Origin of the sequence: Brevundimonas basaltis, from assembly GCF_014202075.1 — a bacterium.
GTDB lineage: Bacteria > Pseudomonadota > Alphaproteobacteria > Caulobacterales > Caulobacteraceae > Brevundimonas > Brevundimonas basaltis.
The window spans coordinates 137,826-153,744 of sequence record NZ_JACHFZ010000001.1 but is presented as its reverse complement, the minus strand read 5'-3'; the positions used below and the strand labels follow the sequence as shown (position 1 = coordinate 153,744).

At 67.9% G+C, this 15,919-nt stretch carries 13 protein-coding genes; 7 read left to right on the top strand and 6 right to left on the bottom strand.

The window, feature by feature from the left end:
• Positions 1–74: 74 nt before the first annotated feature.
• Together HNQ67_RS00855 and HNQ67_RS00850 are read right to left on the bottom strand one after the other, a co-directional pair.
• The gene (locus tag HNQ67_RS00855; RefSeq protein WP_183251459.1) at positions 75–617 is read right to left on the bottom strand and encodes a hypothetical protein; all 543 of its coding nucleotides are present in this window, start codon (positions 615–617) and stop codon (positions 75–77) included.
• A 148-nt stretch (positions 618–765) separates the two neighbouring features.
• Positions 766–3,900 carry a TonB-dependent receptor gene (locus tag HNQ67_RS00850; RefSeq protein ID WP_183251457.1) on the bottom strand — a complete coding sequence of 1,045 codons (3,135 nt, stop codon included), beginning with the start codon at positions 3,898–3,900 and terminating at the stop codon, positions 766–768.
• Between the two features lie 215 nt (positions 3,901–4,115).
• On the opposite strand from HNQ67_RS00850, the gene HNQ67_RS00845 reads away from it, so the two are divergent.
• A complete protein-coding gene (locus HNQ67_RS00845; protein WP_183251455.1) occupies positions 4,116–4,538 on the top strand; it encodes a protein tyrosine phosphatase family protein in 423 nt (140 codons plus the stop codon).
• A 223-nt stretch (positions 4,539–4,761) separates the two neighbouring features.
• Positions 4,762–5,664: an MBL fold metallo-hydrolase gene (locus HNQ67_RS00840; RefSeq protein WP_183251453.1), complete on the top strand. Its 903-nt coding sequence runs from the start codon at positions 4,762–4,764 to the stop codon at positions 5,662–5,664.
• A gap of 3 nt (positions 5,665–5,667) precedes the next feature.
• Here the strand turns inward: HNQ67_RS00840 and HNQ67_RS00835 are convergent, their stop codons facing one another.
• Positions 5,668–6,360: a DUF1499 domain-containing protein gene (locus HNQ67_RS00835; RefSeq protein WP_183251451.1), complete on the bottom strand. Its 693-nt coding sequence runs from the start codon at positions 6,358–6,360 to the stop codon at positions 5,668–5,670.
• A gap of 4 nt (positions 6,361–6,364) precedes the next feature.
• Complete coding sequence (locus HNQ67_RS00830) at positions 6,365–7,996, bottom strand: long-chain-fatty-acid--CoA ligase (protein ID WP_183251449.1); 1,632 nt, start codon at positions 7,994–7,996, stop codon at positions 6,365–6,367.
• Between the two features lie 146 nt (positions 7,997–8,142).
• Between HNQ67_RS00830 and udk the strand changes: the two genes are divergently transcribed.
• Together udk and HNQ67_RS00820 are read left to right on the top strand one after the other, a co-directional pair.
• A complete protein-coding gene (udk, locus tag HNQ67_RS00825) occupies positions 8,143–8,805 on the top strand; it encodes a uridine kinase (protein WP_183251448.1) in 663 nt (220 codons plus the stop codon).
• 65 nt (positions 8,806–8,870) lie between these two features.
• The gene (locus tag HNQ67_RS00820; protein ID WP_183251446.1) at positions 8,871–9,497 is read left to right on the top strand and encodes a TetR/AcrR family transcriptional regulator; all 627 of its coding nucleotides are present in this window, start codon (positions 8,871–8,873) and stop codon (positions 9,495–9,497) included.
• A 7-nt stretch (positions 9,498–9,504) separates the two neighbouring features.
• On the opposite strand, the gene pdxH is transcribed toward HNQ67_RS00820, so the two are convergent.
• On the bottom strand, positions 9,505–10,179 hold the full coding sequence (gene pdxH / locus HNQ67_RS00815) for a pyridoxamine 5'-phosphate oxidase (protein ID WP_183251444.1): 675 nt from the start codon (positions 10,177–10,179) through the stop codon (positions 9,505–9,507).
• Positions 10,180–10,265: 86 nt separating this feature from the next.
• On the opposite strand from pdxH, the gene HNQ67_RS00810 reads away from it, so the two are divergent.
• From HNQ67_RS00810 to HNQ67_RS00800, 3 genes are all read left to right on the top strand, one after another.
• Positions 10,266–10,991, top strand: coding sequence for a DnaJ C-terminal domain-containing protein (locus HNQ67_RS00810; protein ID WP_183251442.1), 726 nt, complete (start codon positions 10,266–10,268; stop codon positions 10,989–10,991).
• Positions 10,992–11,004: 13 nt separating this feature from the next.
• The gene (gene aroC / locus HNQ67_RS00805; RefSeq protein WP_183251440.1) at positions 11,005–12,090 is read left to right on the top strand and encodes a chorismate synthase; all 1,086 of its coding nucleotides are present in this window, start codon (positions 11,005–11,007) and stop codon (positions 12,088–12,090) included.
• Positions 12,091–12,578: 488 nt separating this feature from the next.
• The gene (locus tag HNQ67_RS00800; RefSeq protein WP_183251438.1) at positions 12,579–13,274 is read left to right on the top strand and encodes a pirin family protein; all 696 of its coding nucleotides are present in this window, start codon (positions 12,579–12,581) and stop codon (positions 13,272–13,274) included.
• A 166-nt stretch (positions 13,275–13,440) separates the two neighbouring features.
• On the opposite strand, the gene lon is transcribed toward HNQ67_RS00800, so the two are convergent.
• Positions 13,441–15,837 carry an endopeptidase La gene (gene lon, locus HNQ67_RS00795; protein ID WP_183251436.1) on the bottom strand — a complete coding sequence of 799 codons (2,397 nt, stop codon included), beginning with the start codon at positions 15,835–15,837 and terminating at the stop codon, positions 13,441–13,443.
• Positions 15,838–15,919: the final 82 nt, after the last annotated feature.

Below are 15,919 nucleotides of genomic sequence, written 5' to 3'. Positions count from 1 at the left end.
GCAGTCCCCGTCGTCCCTGAATTCCTCGCCAGCCGTCGCCGAATTCCCCACGAATCCGTCGCCGAATTCCTCGCCTACTCCAGCCCCACCTCTTCCGGGGTCGCCGGCGGGGTGGTGACGTTGTCGCGCAGACGGCGGGCGGCGTGTTCGCATCGACCGGGCAGGCCGAAGAACAGGCCGAAGGCCTGACTGCGCACCGCCTCGTCCTGGCCCCTCAGCGGGGTCCATTTGGCGCTCGCCTCGGCGGCAGCGGCTTCGGCGGCGGCGCGGCTGGCGGCCGACTGGCGCGGCGCGGCGGCGTCGAGCGCCGAGCGGAAGTCGGCGGCCTCGAGCCGGCCGAGCCGGATGATGTCGCGGTCCAGGTCGTCAGCGGATGTCAGCGTCTCGCCGAGCGCGACGTGGCCGTTCACCAGCGCCTCGCACCAGGCCACCAGCGGATAGTCGGCCTCGGGCGCGCCGCGCGGCAGCGGATTGGCGTAGGCCACGGCCTCGCGAAAGCGCCGGGCGTCGGCGTTCTCGCCCGAGGCGGGGGCGGCGGTGACGATCGGGCCGTCCTGGCTGACGGCGGGCGTGGCGTGGGCGGCGAGCGCGGCGGCGAAGGCGAGGCTGGCGAACATGGGAACTCCGGGAACAGACGCACTTGGCAGGGTTCGGATGCCGCAACGCTTCAGACGCCGCAATGGTTTTTCCATGACCGCGCCGGCGCAAAGAAAAAGGCGGCGGACCCGAAGGTCCGCCGCCCGATAGTCTGTCTCTCCGACCGCTCTAGAAGCGGTAGGCCAGGCTGAAGCGCACGGAGCGCGGAGCCTGATAGGCCGTGACCCGAGCGTAGTTCGGATCCGGATCGCTGGCGTTCAGATCGCCGAACTCATTGAAATCCTGCTCCGACTGGAAGTCGAAGACGTTGAACACGTCGGCGCGCAGCACGAGGCTGTCGCCCGGGATTTCAAAGACTTCCGCCAGATCGTAGGCGAAGGTCAGGTCGAGGACCTTGAGCCAGTCGCTTTCGAACGACTCACCGCGCGGCGTGGCGACGCCCTGACAGAACCACGACGCCGGCCCGTAGAGGGAGGCGAAGAAGTCGGTCGGGTGCACGCCCTGACAGCCGAACTTGCGCGGCGACTGGATCAGCAGGTTGGCGCCGATATTCAGGGCCGGAGTCGCCTGCCAGGCGCCGAACGCCTTGAACGTGTGTTCGCGGTGGTTCGGGAGGAAGCCGTACGAGTTGTCGGTCAGGCCGGGCTGGTCGAAGTCCTGCGACAGGCCGGGGTCGACCTGGCCGTTGTCGGACTTCAGGGCGCCTTCGTAGTTGCCCTTGCTTTCCGACCAGACGTAGCTGAAGCGACCGCCCCAGACGCCGTCGAACGGCTTCTCGAGCGAGAGCTCGACCGCCTTGTAGGTGCGATCCGGAGCCGGATAGCCCAGTTGATCAGCCGTCAGCGTGACTTCCCGATCCTGGGTGATCGCCCCGCCCGTGGCGCGAGACAGGTCGGCGCCCGAGAGCGTGATGACCATGTCTTCGCCCGGGTTGGTCAGGACGTACTGGTGGAAGCCGTACCAGACGTTGTAGCAGATGGCCGCCGAGAGGCCGCCGCCCGCCGCTTCGCAGTACTCAAGCACGGCGGCGTCGATGGCGACGTCGTCGATGGCCGTACCCAGTTCGCGGTACGTGCCTTTGATGCCCATGGTCCAGTCGCCGAACACGCGCTGCTCGTAGCCGAGGATGAACTCGTCCACGTACATCGGGTCGATTTCCTTATCGACCTGGGTCGAGATCGGGCGTGTCGTCCCGTCAGCGAAGGTGCCGCCGGAAATGAAGGATCCGAGGATCGGCTCGTCCGTGACGTCGTGAATGCCGTCACGGTTCACGTCGTTCGGACCACCGGTCGTCACGTCGAGGAACCAGCGGTCCTGGATGAAGAACTCGGCGCCGGCCAGACGCTGGTTGGTGTTGACCGCGACCGGCAGGAAGTAACGACCATAGAAGCCGAACAGCTTGGCTTCGCCGTCGCCGAAGACGTCGTAGGTCGCGCCGAGACGCGGAGCCCATTGGTCCTGCAGGTCGACGAAGGCCACGCCGTCGATGTTCTCGTTCTCGAAGCCTTCGTTGCGGATGCCAAGGTTCAGGGTCAACTGATCCGTAACCTTCCAGGAGTCCTGGAGGTAGTAGGCGTTCTGGGTCGAGGTCCAGCCGCCGTCGTTGTCGTACGCGCGAATGCGGACCCGACGCGGGCTGCCGATGAGATCGGGACGTCCCGCCGGAGCGTTGGCGGCCGTGAACGGCTGCTCGTAGCGGTACCAGATGCCGCCGGTGACTTCACCGGTGCAGGCAATGGTCGGGGTGATCCCGCCCGGCCGGCAGTAGTTGTAGCCCTGACCCGAATAGTCGAGCTCCTGGTAGGCCTCGAGCTTCTCCTGGTCGATGCCGACGCGGAAGTGGTGAGCGCCGAAGAAGTCGGCATAGATGTCGACGTCGGCGCGCAGGATGGTGCGCTCGTCCTCGTTCACCGAAGGCTGACCCACACCCCACGTACCGCGGCGCGGGAAGCCCGGCAGTTGGTCCGTGATCAGGGCGCCGGAGTCGCCGGGCGACGAGTTGTACTCGTTGTACTCGTTGACGCCGTAGGCGATCGAGGTCGTCAGCCAGTCGGTCCACACGCCGGTATAGCGCGCGATCCAGTTCTCACCGCCGAACTTGAAGGTCGAGGGCGTGAACTCGCCGACTTCGTCGCCGTTGGCGTTGACGAAGATGTTGCGGGTTTCCTGCTCCTGCTCGTCGGAGAAGTAGGTGAACTCGAGACGGTGATCGTCGGTGACCAGGAAGTCGACCTTGGCGCCGTAGAACGGATCGTTGGAGGTGACGACGGTGCCGTTGGCGCCAGCGCCGAAGGCCGGATCGACGGTCGTGGAGCCGATGTTGACGGATTCGCGGTCACGCCAGTTGTACAGGCCGAAGATGAACAGACGGTCCTGGATGATCGGGCCGCCGAAGTCGAAGATGACATCAGTCGACTCGCGCTCGTCGAACTTGTTCTGCGCCAGATAGGTATCCGGCGAGTCTTCGGTCAGGCTGTCCGGCTGCCAGTAGGCGGTGATGCCGAACTCCCACTCGTTGCCGCCCGACTTGGTCGTGCCGTTGAGCACGCCGCCGGTGCCGCGGCCGAACTCCGAGGAGTAGCCGCCGGTCTTGGTCTCGAGCGTCTGGTAGAATTCGAACGGAACGGTCGACGAACCGGTGAAGTCCCGGAATTTCGTGATGTTCAGACCGTTGATGAAGTAGGTGTTCTCACCGGCCGAAGCGCCGCCGATGGTCGGAATGTTGCCGAAGGCGTTGTCAGACGCGGTCACACCCGGAGCCAGCAGGGCCACGGCGCCGGCGTCGCGCGCGATCGGAACAGTGCGCGACAGCTCCTCGACGTTGACCGTCAGGCCCGTCGTGGTGGCGTCGAACTCCGAAACAGCGCGGCGCACGCCGACGACGACGACTTCGTCGATCTGCGTGGCGTTGTCGGCCGAGGCGCCCATGGTCAGCGTCAGCTGGGCGGTGCCGCCCGAACCGACCGAGACGGTGTCGGTCAGCGAGTTGTAGCCCGAGGCGTTGACGACCACTTCATACTGGCCCTGCGGCAGGGCCACGGCGCGGAAGCTGCCCGAAGCGTCAGTGGTGAAGGAGCGCGTGAAGCCCTGGCTGACCGAACGGAGCGAAACTTCGGCTCCGGCGACCGGCGTGCCGGCCTGGTTGGTCACGGTGCCGGCGACGGCGCCCTGGGTCAGGTTTTGCGCGATGGCGACCGAGGGCGTCATCAGGGTGACGGCCGGAGCCGCCACCAGCGCCATAAGCGCCGTTCCGCCAATCATGGTCGAGTGCAGCAAACGCTGCTTGATGGTTTGGGTCTTCAAAGGCTGGTCCTCCTGAGACCGAAGCGCGCCTCCCCGTCGGGGAAGCAGGCGTCAACGGCAACCAAACTCCGCGCACCCCAATGCACGCAGATTGCCCCGGACCTTAGTCTTGGCGATTGACCGACGCAGCATAATTACGGCCCCGTAACCCAATCGAGGCAAGTCTGTCGCAATCCCGCCACAGGGTTCCGCAGGGCACTGGAAAGACTGAAAAAATGACGGATCATCTGCCTTTATTGCGCGCCGTTTCGGCGCAGGTTCGGGTCACGGGACAGCTGACGTTGGGTCAAGTTTCAGGCCTGCGCGAGGCCGGAATCACCTGTCTGGTGAATCACCGGCCCGACGACGAGGAACCGGGGCAGCCGACCGCGGCGGAGATCGCCGAAGCCGGCGCGAAAGCCGGACTGACGGTGGTCCACGCCCCCGTCCGGGGCCTGCCCGACGCGGCGGCGGTGGCCGCCACCCGCGCGGCGCTTGACGCCCTGCCCCCGGACGGCAAGGCGGTGCTGTTCTGCCGCTCCGGCATGCGTTCGGCCGCTGCCTGGGCGATGGCCGAGCGGTTGGCGGGCGGCGATCCGGAAGCGCTGCGGCGCGCAGCGCTCGAGGCGGGCTACGACCTCGGCCGGGTTCCTCTATAACGAGCCGTCAGCGAGCCACGCCGACACGGACCGCATACGGGGCCGGCTCGGGCGTGCAGGACGCCACAACGAGTTGCGCCGCCATGAGACACAGGAAGGCCGTGGCGATGATCCGGAGCCTATTTGAGACAGCCAGGGCGATGGAAACGGCCATATCGGGCCCTCCGCGAATGGTTTACGGAGTGTTGACGCAAGGTCCGCGCCGCGAGCCGGGCGCGCCGTCATGATCCCCTTCGTGCGCACGCTCGAGGTGAAGTACGGCCGTGCCGACGCCGTTTCCCCGCTGATCCGGCGAGTGATCGCCGCCAACCCGGGACCTTTCACCTTCACCGGAACCGGCACCTATATCGTCGGGCGCACCGAGCCCGGCGCGCGTGTGGCGGTGATCGACCCCGGGCCGCCGGACCAGGCCCACCTCGCGGCGCTGCTGTCCGCCGTCGAGGAGCAGACCGTCAGCCATGTTCTGGTCACCCACACCCACCGCGACCACTCTCCCCTCGCCCGCCCTTTCGCGACGGCCGTCGGCGCCCCGGTGCTGGCCGCCCGCCCCCCGGCGCGGACCGTCCATGCCTCAGGCATGCTCGACGAGGACGACGACGACACGTTCGCGCCGGATGTCATCCTGACCGGCGGCGAGGTGGTTCACGGCGACCGATGGACCCTCGAAGCGATGGCGACCCCGGGCCACGCGTCCAACCACGTGGCCTTCGTCCTGCGCGAGGAGAACGCCCTGTTCAGCGGCGATCACGTGATGGGCTGGTCGACGACTGTGGTGGCCCCGCCGGATGGCGACATGACCGCCTACATGGCCAGCCTCGACGCGGTGATCCGGCGCCGCTTCGCGACGATATGGCCGACCCACGGCGCGCCGATCACGGAACCGGCCCCCTTCCTCGCCGCCTATCGGGAGCACCGGCTGGAGCGGGAAGCGCAGATCGTCGCCCAACTGGCAGGCGGCCCGAGCCGCATCATGGACATGATCCCGACGCTCTACGCCGGGGTCGACCCGCGGCTGTGGCCGGCGGCCGGATTGTCGGTCTGGGCCCACCTGATCGCGCTGGAGCGAACCGGGCGGGTCCGGGCCAGGCCGCGGCCGGCCATCGACGCGGTCTGGAGCCTGGCCTGACGCCTAGCGAACCACACGCAGGTTTTCGCTGATCCGCGCCGCCAGCCTGCAGGCCTCGCCGCCGTGCGGGCGACCGTCGCGGGCCGCCACCCGGACATCGGTCCGGCCCGGGCGGATGCGGACGACGGCGTCATGAACCGTGCCGAACCAGAAGCCGCGGTGCGTCCCGGCGACCCGGGCGACGGTGACGCCGCCCTGCACGCTGAAGCCGGCCTCCTGCAGGGCCCACACCGCCGAAGCGGGGGCGACCTGGGTCATGGCGGGAACAGCGCCGGGGCAATCGTGGACCCCGCCGGTCCTGCCGGGGCCTGGTCCGCCGCGCCGGGCGTCGAGGGCGCCGAAGCCGGGCACCTCCGCCGTGTCGGTGCTGATGTCATCAGGCGGGCCGTCCATGATGCGGGTCACCTGCCAGACATAACCCCCGACGGTCGCGGCCGAGACGGCGACGGCCAGCGCCGCCAGCGTCGCCGAAGCCCGGCGGCGCAGGGCGAACACGATCAGCGCTATGGCAGCGACTGCGCCGACGGCCGCCAGCACGGCCCCCACCCGCATCGCCAGCAGGTCGTGGCCCGTTCCGTAGCTCCACAGACCTGTGCGGGTCCCGAGCGCGGCGATGAGCACAAACACCGGCGCGAGGATGACCACGGCCGCCAGCCACATGCCGCCGCCGCCCGATCCGCGCTTCAATCTCGCCATCGCCTCAGCCTCCGGTCGGCAGACGGTAGTCCTTCATCCGTTCGCGGACGAGCTTCTTGTCGATCTTGCCCGTGGCCCCGAGCGGGATGTCGTCGACGAAGACCACGTCGTCGGGCATCCACCACTTGGCGATCTTGCCCTGCAGAAAGTCGAGGTGCTCCTGCTTGTTCTCGCTCTGGCCCGGCTTGAGCTTGATGATCAGCACCGGGCGCTCGTCCCATTTCGTGTGCGCCGCGCCGATGACGGCGGCCAGTTCGACCTTCGGGTGACCGACAGCGATGTTCTCGATCTCGATCGAGCTGATCCATTCCCCGCCGGACTTGATGACGTCCTTGGCCCGGTCGGTGATCTGCATGAAGCCGTGGGTGTCGATGGTCGAGACGTCGCCGGTGTCGAAGAAGCCCTCGTGGTCGAGGATGTCGCCCCCCTCGCCTTTGAAATAGGCTCCGGCGATGGTCGGGCCCTTGATCATCAGCCGGCCATAGGTCTTGCCGTCGTGCGGCATCTCCTGGCCGGCGTAGTTCTTCAGTTTGAGTTCCACGCCGAGCGGCGGCAGACCCTGTTTGATCCGCCACTTCATGCCTTCGTCGTATGGCAGGGCGGCCAGTTCGGGGGTCAGGCGGGACAGGGTGCCGACCGGCGACGTCTCGGTCATGCCCCAGCCCTGGAACACCTCGACGCCGAATTCGTCATGGAAGGCCCGGATGAGGCTCTCGGGCACGGCCGAGCCACCGATAAGGACCTTTCTGACCGTCGACAGCTTGAGGTCATTTTCCCGCATATAGGCGAGCAGACCCTGCCAGACCGTCGGCACCGCCGCGGAGAAGGTGACGCGTTCGGTCTCCAGCAGTTCGTAGATCGAGGCCCCGTCCATCTGGGCGCCGGGCATGACCAGTTTCGATCCCGCCGCGGGGGCCGAAAAAGCGATGCCCCAGGCGTTGGCGTGGAACATCGGCACGACCGGCAGGATCACCTCATCCGGCGTCGCGCCCATGATGGTCGCCTGCATGGTGATCAGGGTGTGCAGGAAGTTGGAGCGGTGCGAGTACAGCACGCCCTTGGGGTTTCCGGTCGTGCCCGAGGTGTAGCAGAGGCCGCAGGCGGTCTGTTCGTCGAAACCGCCCCACTCGACATCCCCGGAGGCCGACCCCAGCAGCGCCTCGTAGCACTCCGCGCCGGGCAGTTTGGTCGCCGGCATGGCCAGTTCGTCGGTCATGACCACCACCCGCTTGACCGAGGGGCAGTGGGGCAAAATGGCTTCGAGCAGGGGAATAAAGGTCAGGTCGACGAAGATGATCTTATCTTCGGCGTGGTTGATGATGTAGATCAACTGTTCGGGGAACAGGCGCGGGTTGAGGGTGTGGCAGACCGCGCCGATGCCCATGATGCCGTACCAGGCTTCCATGTGGCGGCCGGTGTTCCAGGCCAGGGTCGCGATACGGTCGCCGACCTTGACGTCCCAGCCCTTGAGCACGCTGGACACCCGCCGGGCCCGCGCGTGAATTTCGGCGTAGGTGGTGCGGACGATCGGGCCCTCGACGGACCGGGTCACGACCTCGCGGTGGCCGTGCCAATTTTTGGCGTGGTCAATGATCTTGTCGACCGTCAGCGGCCAGTCCTGCATCATTCCCAGCATCGGGTGTCCCTCGCTTGCGTCCGCTGAATGGGCCGCTTGACGAAATGAGTATCGGGGCGTTCCGCGTTAGGCAACGTGACGCTAGGTCACCCGTTGCCCGGCCCTCCAGCTTGGCGGACGGGCCATGCTGGCCCTAGAAGGCCCGCATGACCATTCTCGTCGCGATCACGGGGGGCTCCGGCTCCGGCAAGAGCACCTTGGCGGAAACCCTCGTTCGCGCCCTGCCGGAAGGGGCCGCCGCGTTGGTGCGCGAGGATTCCTACTACCGCGACGCCGCCAGCTTGCCGGGGTTCGACGCCGCCACCTTCGACTTCGACGATGTGGCGGCGCGCGATCACGCGCTGATGATCCGCGACCTCGCCGCCCTCAAGTCCGGGCGGGACATCACCGCCCCGATCTATTCCTTCATCCATCACGGCCGCGAGCCGGGCGGTGAGCCGGTGCGGGCGGCCGAGGTGGTGATCGTCGAGGGCACCCACCTGCTCTGCACGCCCGGTTTGGTCGAACTGTTCGACATCCGGGTGTTCGTCGACACCCCCGCCGACATCCGCTTCATCCGCCGGCTGCTGCGTGACCAGGCCGAGCGGGGGCGGACCGCTGATTCCGTGATCCAGCAGTATCTGGCTACGGTCCGGCCGGGGCATGAGCGGCTGACAGAGCCCTCACGGGTCAACGCCGACTTCGTCGTCGCGGACGCTACGGCCGCCGTTCGGCTGGAAGACCCGCAGGCGGTGGTTCGACTGGTTGCGCCGGTGCTGGCCCACCCCCTGTTGGCGGGTCTTTTCGCGGGCGCCGTCGGCGAACATTGATCACTCGCCCTTGACCCGACAGCCCTGGGCGCGTCTGCTCGTTGCTTCAGCAGACGATGAATACGATGCACGGCCCTGCCAACTCTCCTGACCCCAACATCGCGTCGAAGCGCCTCCTGATCGTCCGCGAGGCCCGGGACCATTTCGTCAGACACGGCTACGCCGCCGCCAAGGTCGAACCCATCGCTCGCGAGGCCGGGGTTTCGACGGCGACTCTCTATGCGTTGTTCCGCGGAAAGGCCGAGCTGTTCACGGCGGTGATCGATGACGCGGCAGACGAATTCGCCCGCCAGATGGCCCAGGTTCGCGCCGTGGAGGGCGACGCCCGGGCCGCCCTGACCAGTTTCGCCGACGCCTATGCAACATTCATGAGCGATCCGTTCGTCCGTTCCATCTTCCGCCTGGTGATGGCCGAACGACCACGCTTCCAACCCCTGGCGCTGCGCTTCTTTGAAAAGGGCCGGGCCGAGGTCGGCCGGACGCTGATCGGCCTGATCGTCCGGCTGTCGAAATCCGGTGAGCTGGGTCCTGTCGAACATCCGTCGTGGGCCGCCGGACATCTGATGGGGATGATCGAACATCCGGTGTTCTTCGTCCCGCTGGTCACTGGCGACGAGGTACGGGTCCGCCGCACCAACGCCGAGGTCGTCGCCGAGGCGGTCGAAACCTTCCTCGCCCGCTACGGGCGCTGACCGTTCGTCAGGGCCACAACCGCGTCTTCGTCCATTCGCCCTCCGCCCGGTCGAAGCGTAGCCGGTCGTGCAGCCGGAACGGCCGGTCGCGCCAGAATTCGACGCTGTCCGGGATCACGCGCCAGCCGGTCCAGCGCTCCGGCCGCGGCACCTCCCCGTCGGCGAACCGATCGGCTTCGCGGGCCACGGCGAGTTCGAGCGCCTCCCGGCTGGCCAAGGGGCGGGACTGGTCGGAGGCCCACGCCCCGATCCGACTCTCGCGGGCGCGGCTGGCGAAATAGGCGTCGGCCTCGGCCTCGCTGACCGCCTCGACGGCGCCGCGCACCCGCACCTGCCGCCGCAAAGATTTCCAGTGGAACAGCAGCGCCGCCGCCGGATGCGCCGCCAACGCCTCGCCCTTGGCGCTCTCGCGATTGGAATAGAAGGTGAAGCCGCGGTCATCGACCTCCTTCAGCAGCACCATCCGCGCGTCCGGCAGGCCCGACGCATCGACGGTCGCCAGCGCCATGGCGTTGGCGTCGTTCGGCTCGGTCGCCCGGGCGTCGGCCAGCCACTCGACGAACAGGCCGACCGGCTCGGTACGGTCGAAGATGCTCTCGTCGCCATTGGCCGCAAGGGCGGCGGCGTATTGCGCCGCATACTCCTCGCGGGTGGGGCTGGGCGGGATCACGGGCGCGGTCATGGTGTGGGAGATAGCCGCTCCAGCCGCCGATGGGGAGAGCCTTACGGTTAAGCCGGTCTTCACCACGTTGAGTGCTTGGTGTGCGGATGCGCGCCCGATCGCACTCCGAAGTCGCCTCCCTCGCCGAGGCCCACGCCCTGCTCGGCCTGACCGGGCCGGTGGAGGCCGACGCGCTGACGGCCGCGTTCAGGGCGGCGGTGAAGGCGGCCCACCCTTCGGCGGCGGATGGGAACGAGGACCGGTTCCGGCGGGTTATCGCGGCGTGGCGGCTGATCCAGGATGGCGAGCGGCCGCTGGCCCTCGCCGGTCCGGCCGTGCCTCCCCCTGCCCCGCCCGTGGTGGCGATAGGCCCCATGGACGCCCTCAACGGCGGTCAGGTCGCGGTCCGGCTGGCCGGACGAACGCTCAACATCCACCTGCCCAAGGGACTGCGCAGCGGCGAACACCTGCGGCTGAAGGGCGCCGGGGTCGGAGGGACTGACATCTATCTGCCGGTGCTGATCCGCGCCGCCGACGGGTTGCGGGTGCTCGGCGACGACCTGTTCATGGACTGGCCCGTGCCGACGCGGCTGCTGGAGGACGGCGGCCGGCTGGAGATCGACACCCACGCCGGGGCCCGCTCCGCCTGGATCGTGGCTGGACAAACGCCGCTTCGGCTCCGCCTGCGGGACCTTGGTCTGCCCGCGCGCGGATCGCGGCGTCAGGGGCACCTGTTCGTCAGCCTGCAGCCCTCCGACGACATCCCCTCGGCGGCCGAGGATCTGCTGGTCCGCTTCACCCGCGTCTGGACGCCGGACCGGCTGGCGGCCTAAGCCGTAAGCCGACATGTCCCACAACACCTTCGGCCATCTGTTTCGCGTAACCACCTGGGGCGAGAGCCACGGGCCGGCGATCGGCTGCGTCGTCGACGGCTGCCCGCCCCTGATCCCGCTGAGCGAAGCGGACCTGCAGCCGTGGCTCGACCGCCGCAAGCCGGGCGGCAGCCGTTTCGTCACCCAGCGGCGCGAGAGCGACACAGCCCGCATCCTGTCCGGGGTGTTCGACGATGGTGACGGCCCCGTCACCACCGGGGCGCCGATCGCCATCCAGATCGACAACGAGGACGCCCGCTCGAAGGATTACGGCGACATCGCCCGCGCCTTCCGCCCCGGCCACGCCGACTACACCTACCAGGCCAAATACGGGGTCCGCGACCACCGCGGCGGCGGCCGGTCGTCGGCGCGCGAGACGGCGCTGCGGGTGGCCGCAGGGGTGGTGGCGCGCAAGGTGCTGGGCGAGACGGTGCGCATCCGCGCCGGCGTGGTCCAGCTGGGGTCGCACCGGATTGCGCCGGAAGCAGTCGATTTCGACGCCGTCTACGACAACCCCCTGTTCGCGGCGTCAGCCGATGTGGTCCCGGCGTGGGAGGCGTACCTCGACGGCGTGCGCAAGGCCGGCTCGTCCATCGGCGCCGTCGTGGCGCTGGAGGCGACGGGCGTCCCCGCCGGCTGGGGCGCGCCGGTCTATGGCAAGCTGGACGCCGAACTGGCGGCGGCGATGATGTCGATCAATGCGGTCAAGGGCGTCGAGATCGGGGCCGGCTTCGGCGCGGCTGAACTGGCGGGCGAGGCCAATGCCGACGCCATGCGGCTGGGCGAGGACGGGCGGCCGGTCTTCCTGACCAACCACGCCGGTGGGGTTCTCGGCGGGATCTCGACGGGCCAGCCGCTGACGGCGCGCGTGGCCTTCAAACCGACCTCTTCCATCCTGACGCCGGGACAAACCATTACCCGTGACGGGATCGAGACCGAGGTCTCCACCCGGGGCCGCCACGATCCCTGCGTCGCCCTGCGCGGCGTGCCGGTGGTCGAGGCCATGGCCGCCTGCGTGCTGGCCGACGCCATGCTGAGGCACCGGGCGCAGGTGGGGTAGGTCGCGTGAGACGCCGGCGAATATCTCACCGGTTGCCATTGCGCGCCCTACCCTCCCTCCTTGTCGACCAGTTTCGAGACCGCGGCGGACTGATCATCGTCTGCATGGCGGTGGTGGCCGTCATTGGCATCGCGATGTTCGTGTCTGTGGCAGTATCGCAAGGTCCTCTTCCGACTACGCGCGTCGAGGGACAGATCGTAGGGGTGGGCTTCGCTGACAAGTGGGGCCGAGGGTCCGTGCGGGAGGCCAGCGTTGAGGTTGAAGGCCGAACTCTTCGCATTGAAAGCCCCACTCGCCTCGACTGCCGCGTCGGGGATGCGGTGGCGTTGAACCGTCTTTCCGCGCGGAAGGGTCCGCTCTTCATGCTCGCACCCGTTCCGACGCCTTGCAGAAGGCGTGCCTAGAGCCCCTTTCCGCCACTGACACTGTTACCTATATAGACCCCGAACGGCGCGCCGTAGGCTGCGCGCCCACACGGGAGACCCCTCATGATCGACGTCCGTCCCTTCTCCAGCCTCGGCGGCGCGAACCACGGCTGGCTGAACGCCAAACACCATTTCTCCTTCGCCGACTACTACGACCCGAGCCGGATGAGCTGGGGCCGGCTGCGCGTCTGGAACGACGACGAGATCGCCGCCAAGTCCGGCTTTCCGCCCCACCCCCACGCCGACATGGAGATCATCACCTATGTCCGCACCGGGGCCATCACCCACGAGGACTCGATGGGCAACCGGGGCCGCACCGGGGCCGGCGACGTGCAGGTGATGAGCGCCGGCACGGGCGTGCGCCACGCCGAGTTCAACCTCGAGGACGAGACCACCACCCTGTTCCAGATCTGGATCGAGACCGACAAGCCGGGCGCCACGCCGGGCTGGGGCCAGCGTGAGTTCCCGAAGAGCGATCGCACCGGCCGGTTCTCCGTGCTGGCCTCGGGCGATCCGTCGGAGGAGGCCCTGACCATCAACGCCGACGCGAAAGTGCTGGGCGCCACGCTGAACGCCGGCGAGAGCCTGACCTACAGCCTGGCCGAGGGCCGCCGCGCCTATCTGGTCCCCGCCGTCGGCGCGGTCGAGATCAACGGCGTGGCGCTGAACGCCCGCGACGGCGCGGCCATCAAGGACGAGGCGGAGATCACCATCACGGCGAAGGCTGACGCCGAACTGGTGATGGTCGACAGCCTGTAGGTGTCGGGGATGTCGGCCATGTCGACCATGTCGCGGATGTCGTCGTTCCTGTCGACGATGTAGTGGGCCGATTGTAACGGGTGTCTTGCCCGGAATGTATCGGTCCGCACCCACTCACCACAGATAGAAAACCCCGCCCGGATCGCTTCGGGCGGGGTTCTTTTCGTTAGTGGGTGGCGACGACCGTGCCGGGGTCCTGCACCGGGGGCGGCGCGGGCAGAGGCTCGGCGGCCTCGTCCCATTCCACCGGGGTCGGAGCGCCGGTCAGGGCCCACTTCAAGGCCTCGTCGGCGGTCTTGATCGGAACGATCTCCAGCGCGCCCTTCACATTGTCGGGCACGTCGGCGAGGTCCTTCTCGTTCTCCTCGGGGATCAGCACCGTCTTGATGCCGGCGCGCAGCGCCGCCAGCAGCTTCTCCTTCAGGCCGCCGATGGCGGTGACCCGGCCGCGCAGGGTGATCTCGCCGGTCATGGCGATGTCCTTGCGGATCGGGATGCCGGTCAGGACCGAGACCATGGCGACCGTCATGGCCACGCCGGCCGAGGGCCCGTCCTTGGGCGTCGCGCCGTCGGGCACGTGCACGTGGATGTCGGTCTTCTCGAAGGCCGGCGGCTTGACGCCGATGCTCAGCGACCGGGCCCGCACATAGGAGGCGGCGGCGGAGATCGACTCCTTCATCACCTCCTTGAGGTTGCCGGTCACGGTCATGCGGCCACGGCCCGGCATCTTGATCGCCTCGATGGTCAGGATGTCGCCGCCGAACTCGGTCCAGGCCAGACCCGTGACGATGCCGACCTGATCCTCCTCGTCCGTCTCGCCGTAGCGGTATTTCCGCACGCCGGCGTATTCGGCCAGCTTGGCCTCATCGACGGTGATCGACAGCAGCTTCTCGCGCGCCATCTCGCGCACCGCCTTGCGGGCCAGACCGCCCAGCGCCCGCTCCAGCGAGCGCACGCCGGCCTCGCGGGTGTAGTAGCGGATCAGGTCGCGGATGGTCTCGTCCGGCACCACGAACTCGGCCGGCTTCAGGCCGTTGTCGGTGGTCACCTTGGGCAGGACGTGACGCTTGGCGATCTCGACCTTCTCGTCCTCGGTGTAGCCCGACACCCGGATGATCTCCATCCGGTCCATCAGCGGCTGCGGCATGTTCAGGCTGTTGGCCGTGGTCACGAACATGACGTTCGACAGGTCGTAATCGACCTCCAGATAGTGGTCGCCGAACGCATTGTTCTGGGCCGGGTCCAGCACCTCAAGCAGGGCCGAGGACGGGTCGCCGCGCCAGTCGGCGCCCAGCTTGTCGATCTCGTCCAGCAGGATGAAGGCGTTGGTGGTCTTCACCTTCTTCATCGACTGGATGATCTTGCCCGGCATGGAGCCGATGTAGGTCCGGCGGTGGCCGCGAATCTCGGCCTCGTCGCGCACGCCGCCCAGCGACATGCGGATGTATTCCCGGCCGGTGGCCTTGGCGATCGATCTGGCCAGCGAGGTCTTGCCGACGCCCGGAGGTCCGACGAGGCACAGGATCGGACCCTTCAGGCTGTTGGTCCGCGCCTGGACGGCCAGATACTCGATAATCCGTTCCTTGACCTTCTCGAGGCCGTAGTGGTCCTCCTCAAGGATCGCCTCGGCCTTGTTCAGGTCGATCGGCTTCGACTTGGCCTTGCCCCACGGAATCGACAGCAGCCAGTCGAGGTAGTTCCGCACCACCGTCGACTCGGCCGACATCGGGCTCATGTTGCGCAGCTTCTTGACCTCGGCCTCGGCCTTGGTGCGGGCTTCCCTGGAGAGGCGGGTCTTACGGATGCGCTTCTCCAGCTCCATGATCTCGTCACGGGCGTCGTCGGTCTCGCCCAGCTCGCGCTGGATCGCCTTCATCTGCTCGTTGAGATAGTACTCCCGCTGGGTCTTCTCCATCTGGCGCTTGACGCGCGAGCGGATCTTCTTCTCGACCTGCAGGACCGAGATCTCGCCCTCCATCAGGCCGTAGACCTTCTCCAGCCGCGACGGCACGGAGACGGTTTCCAGCAGGCCCTGCTTGTCGGCGATCTTGACCGACAGATGGGCGGCGACGGAGTCGGCCAGCTTGGACGGGTCGGTGATCTGCGGGATCGAGCTGAGGGCCTCGGGCGGCACCTTCTTGTTCAGCTTCACATAATTTTCGAACTGCTCGATCACGGCGCGCAGCAGGGCTTCCGACTGCGACGGCTCACCCGGATCGTCGGCGATCTCGACCGCCTCGGCCTCGAAATAGTCGGTCCGGTCCGTGAAGCGGGTCAGGTGCGCGCGGCTCTTGCCCTCGACCAGCACCTTGACGGTGCCGTCCGGCAGTTTCAGCAGTTGCAACACAGTCGCCAGCACCCCGATCGGGTAGATGGCGTCGGCCTGCGGGTCGTCGTCGACGCTGTTCTTCTGGGTGGCGAGCAGAATCTGCTTCTCGCCCTTCATGATCTCGTCGAGCGCCTTGACGGACTTCTCGCGGCCCACGAACAGCGGCACGACCATGTGCGGAAAGACCACGATGTCTCTCAGCGGCAGGACGGGCAGGGTTTTGGTCTCGGACATGATGCGTACTTCCCGGGGCCCTCGTTGATCTCAAGCCCGCCGGGCCGGCGTGCGGGGCGACCGGCCCCGCCGTTTCGACTCG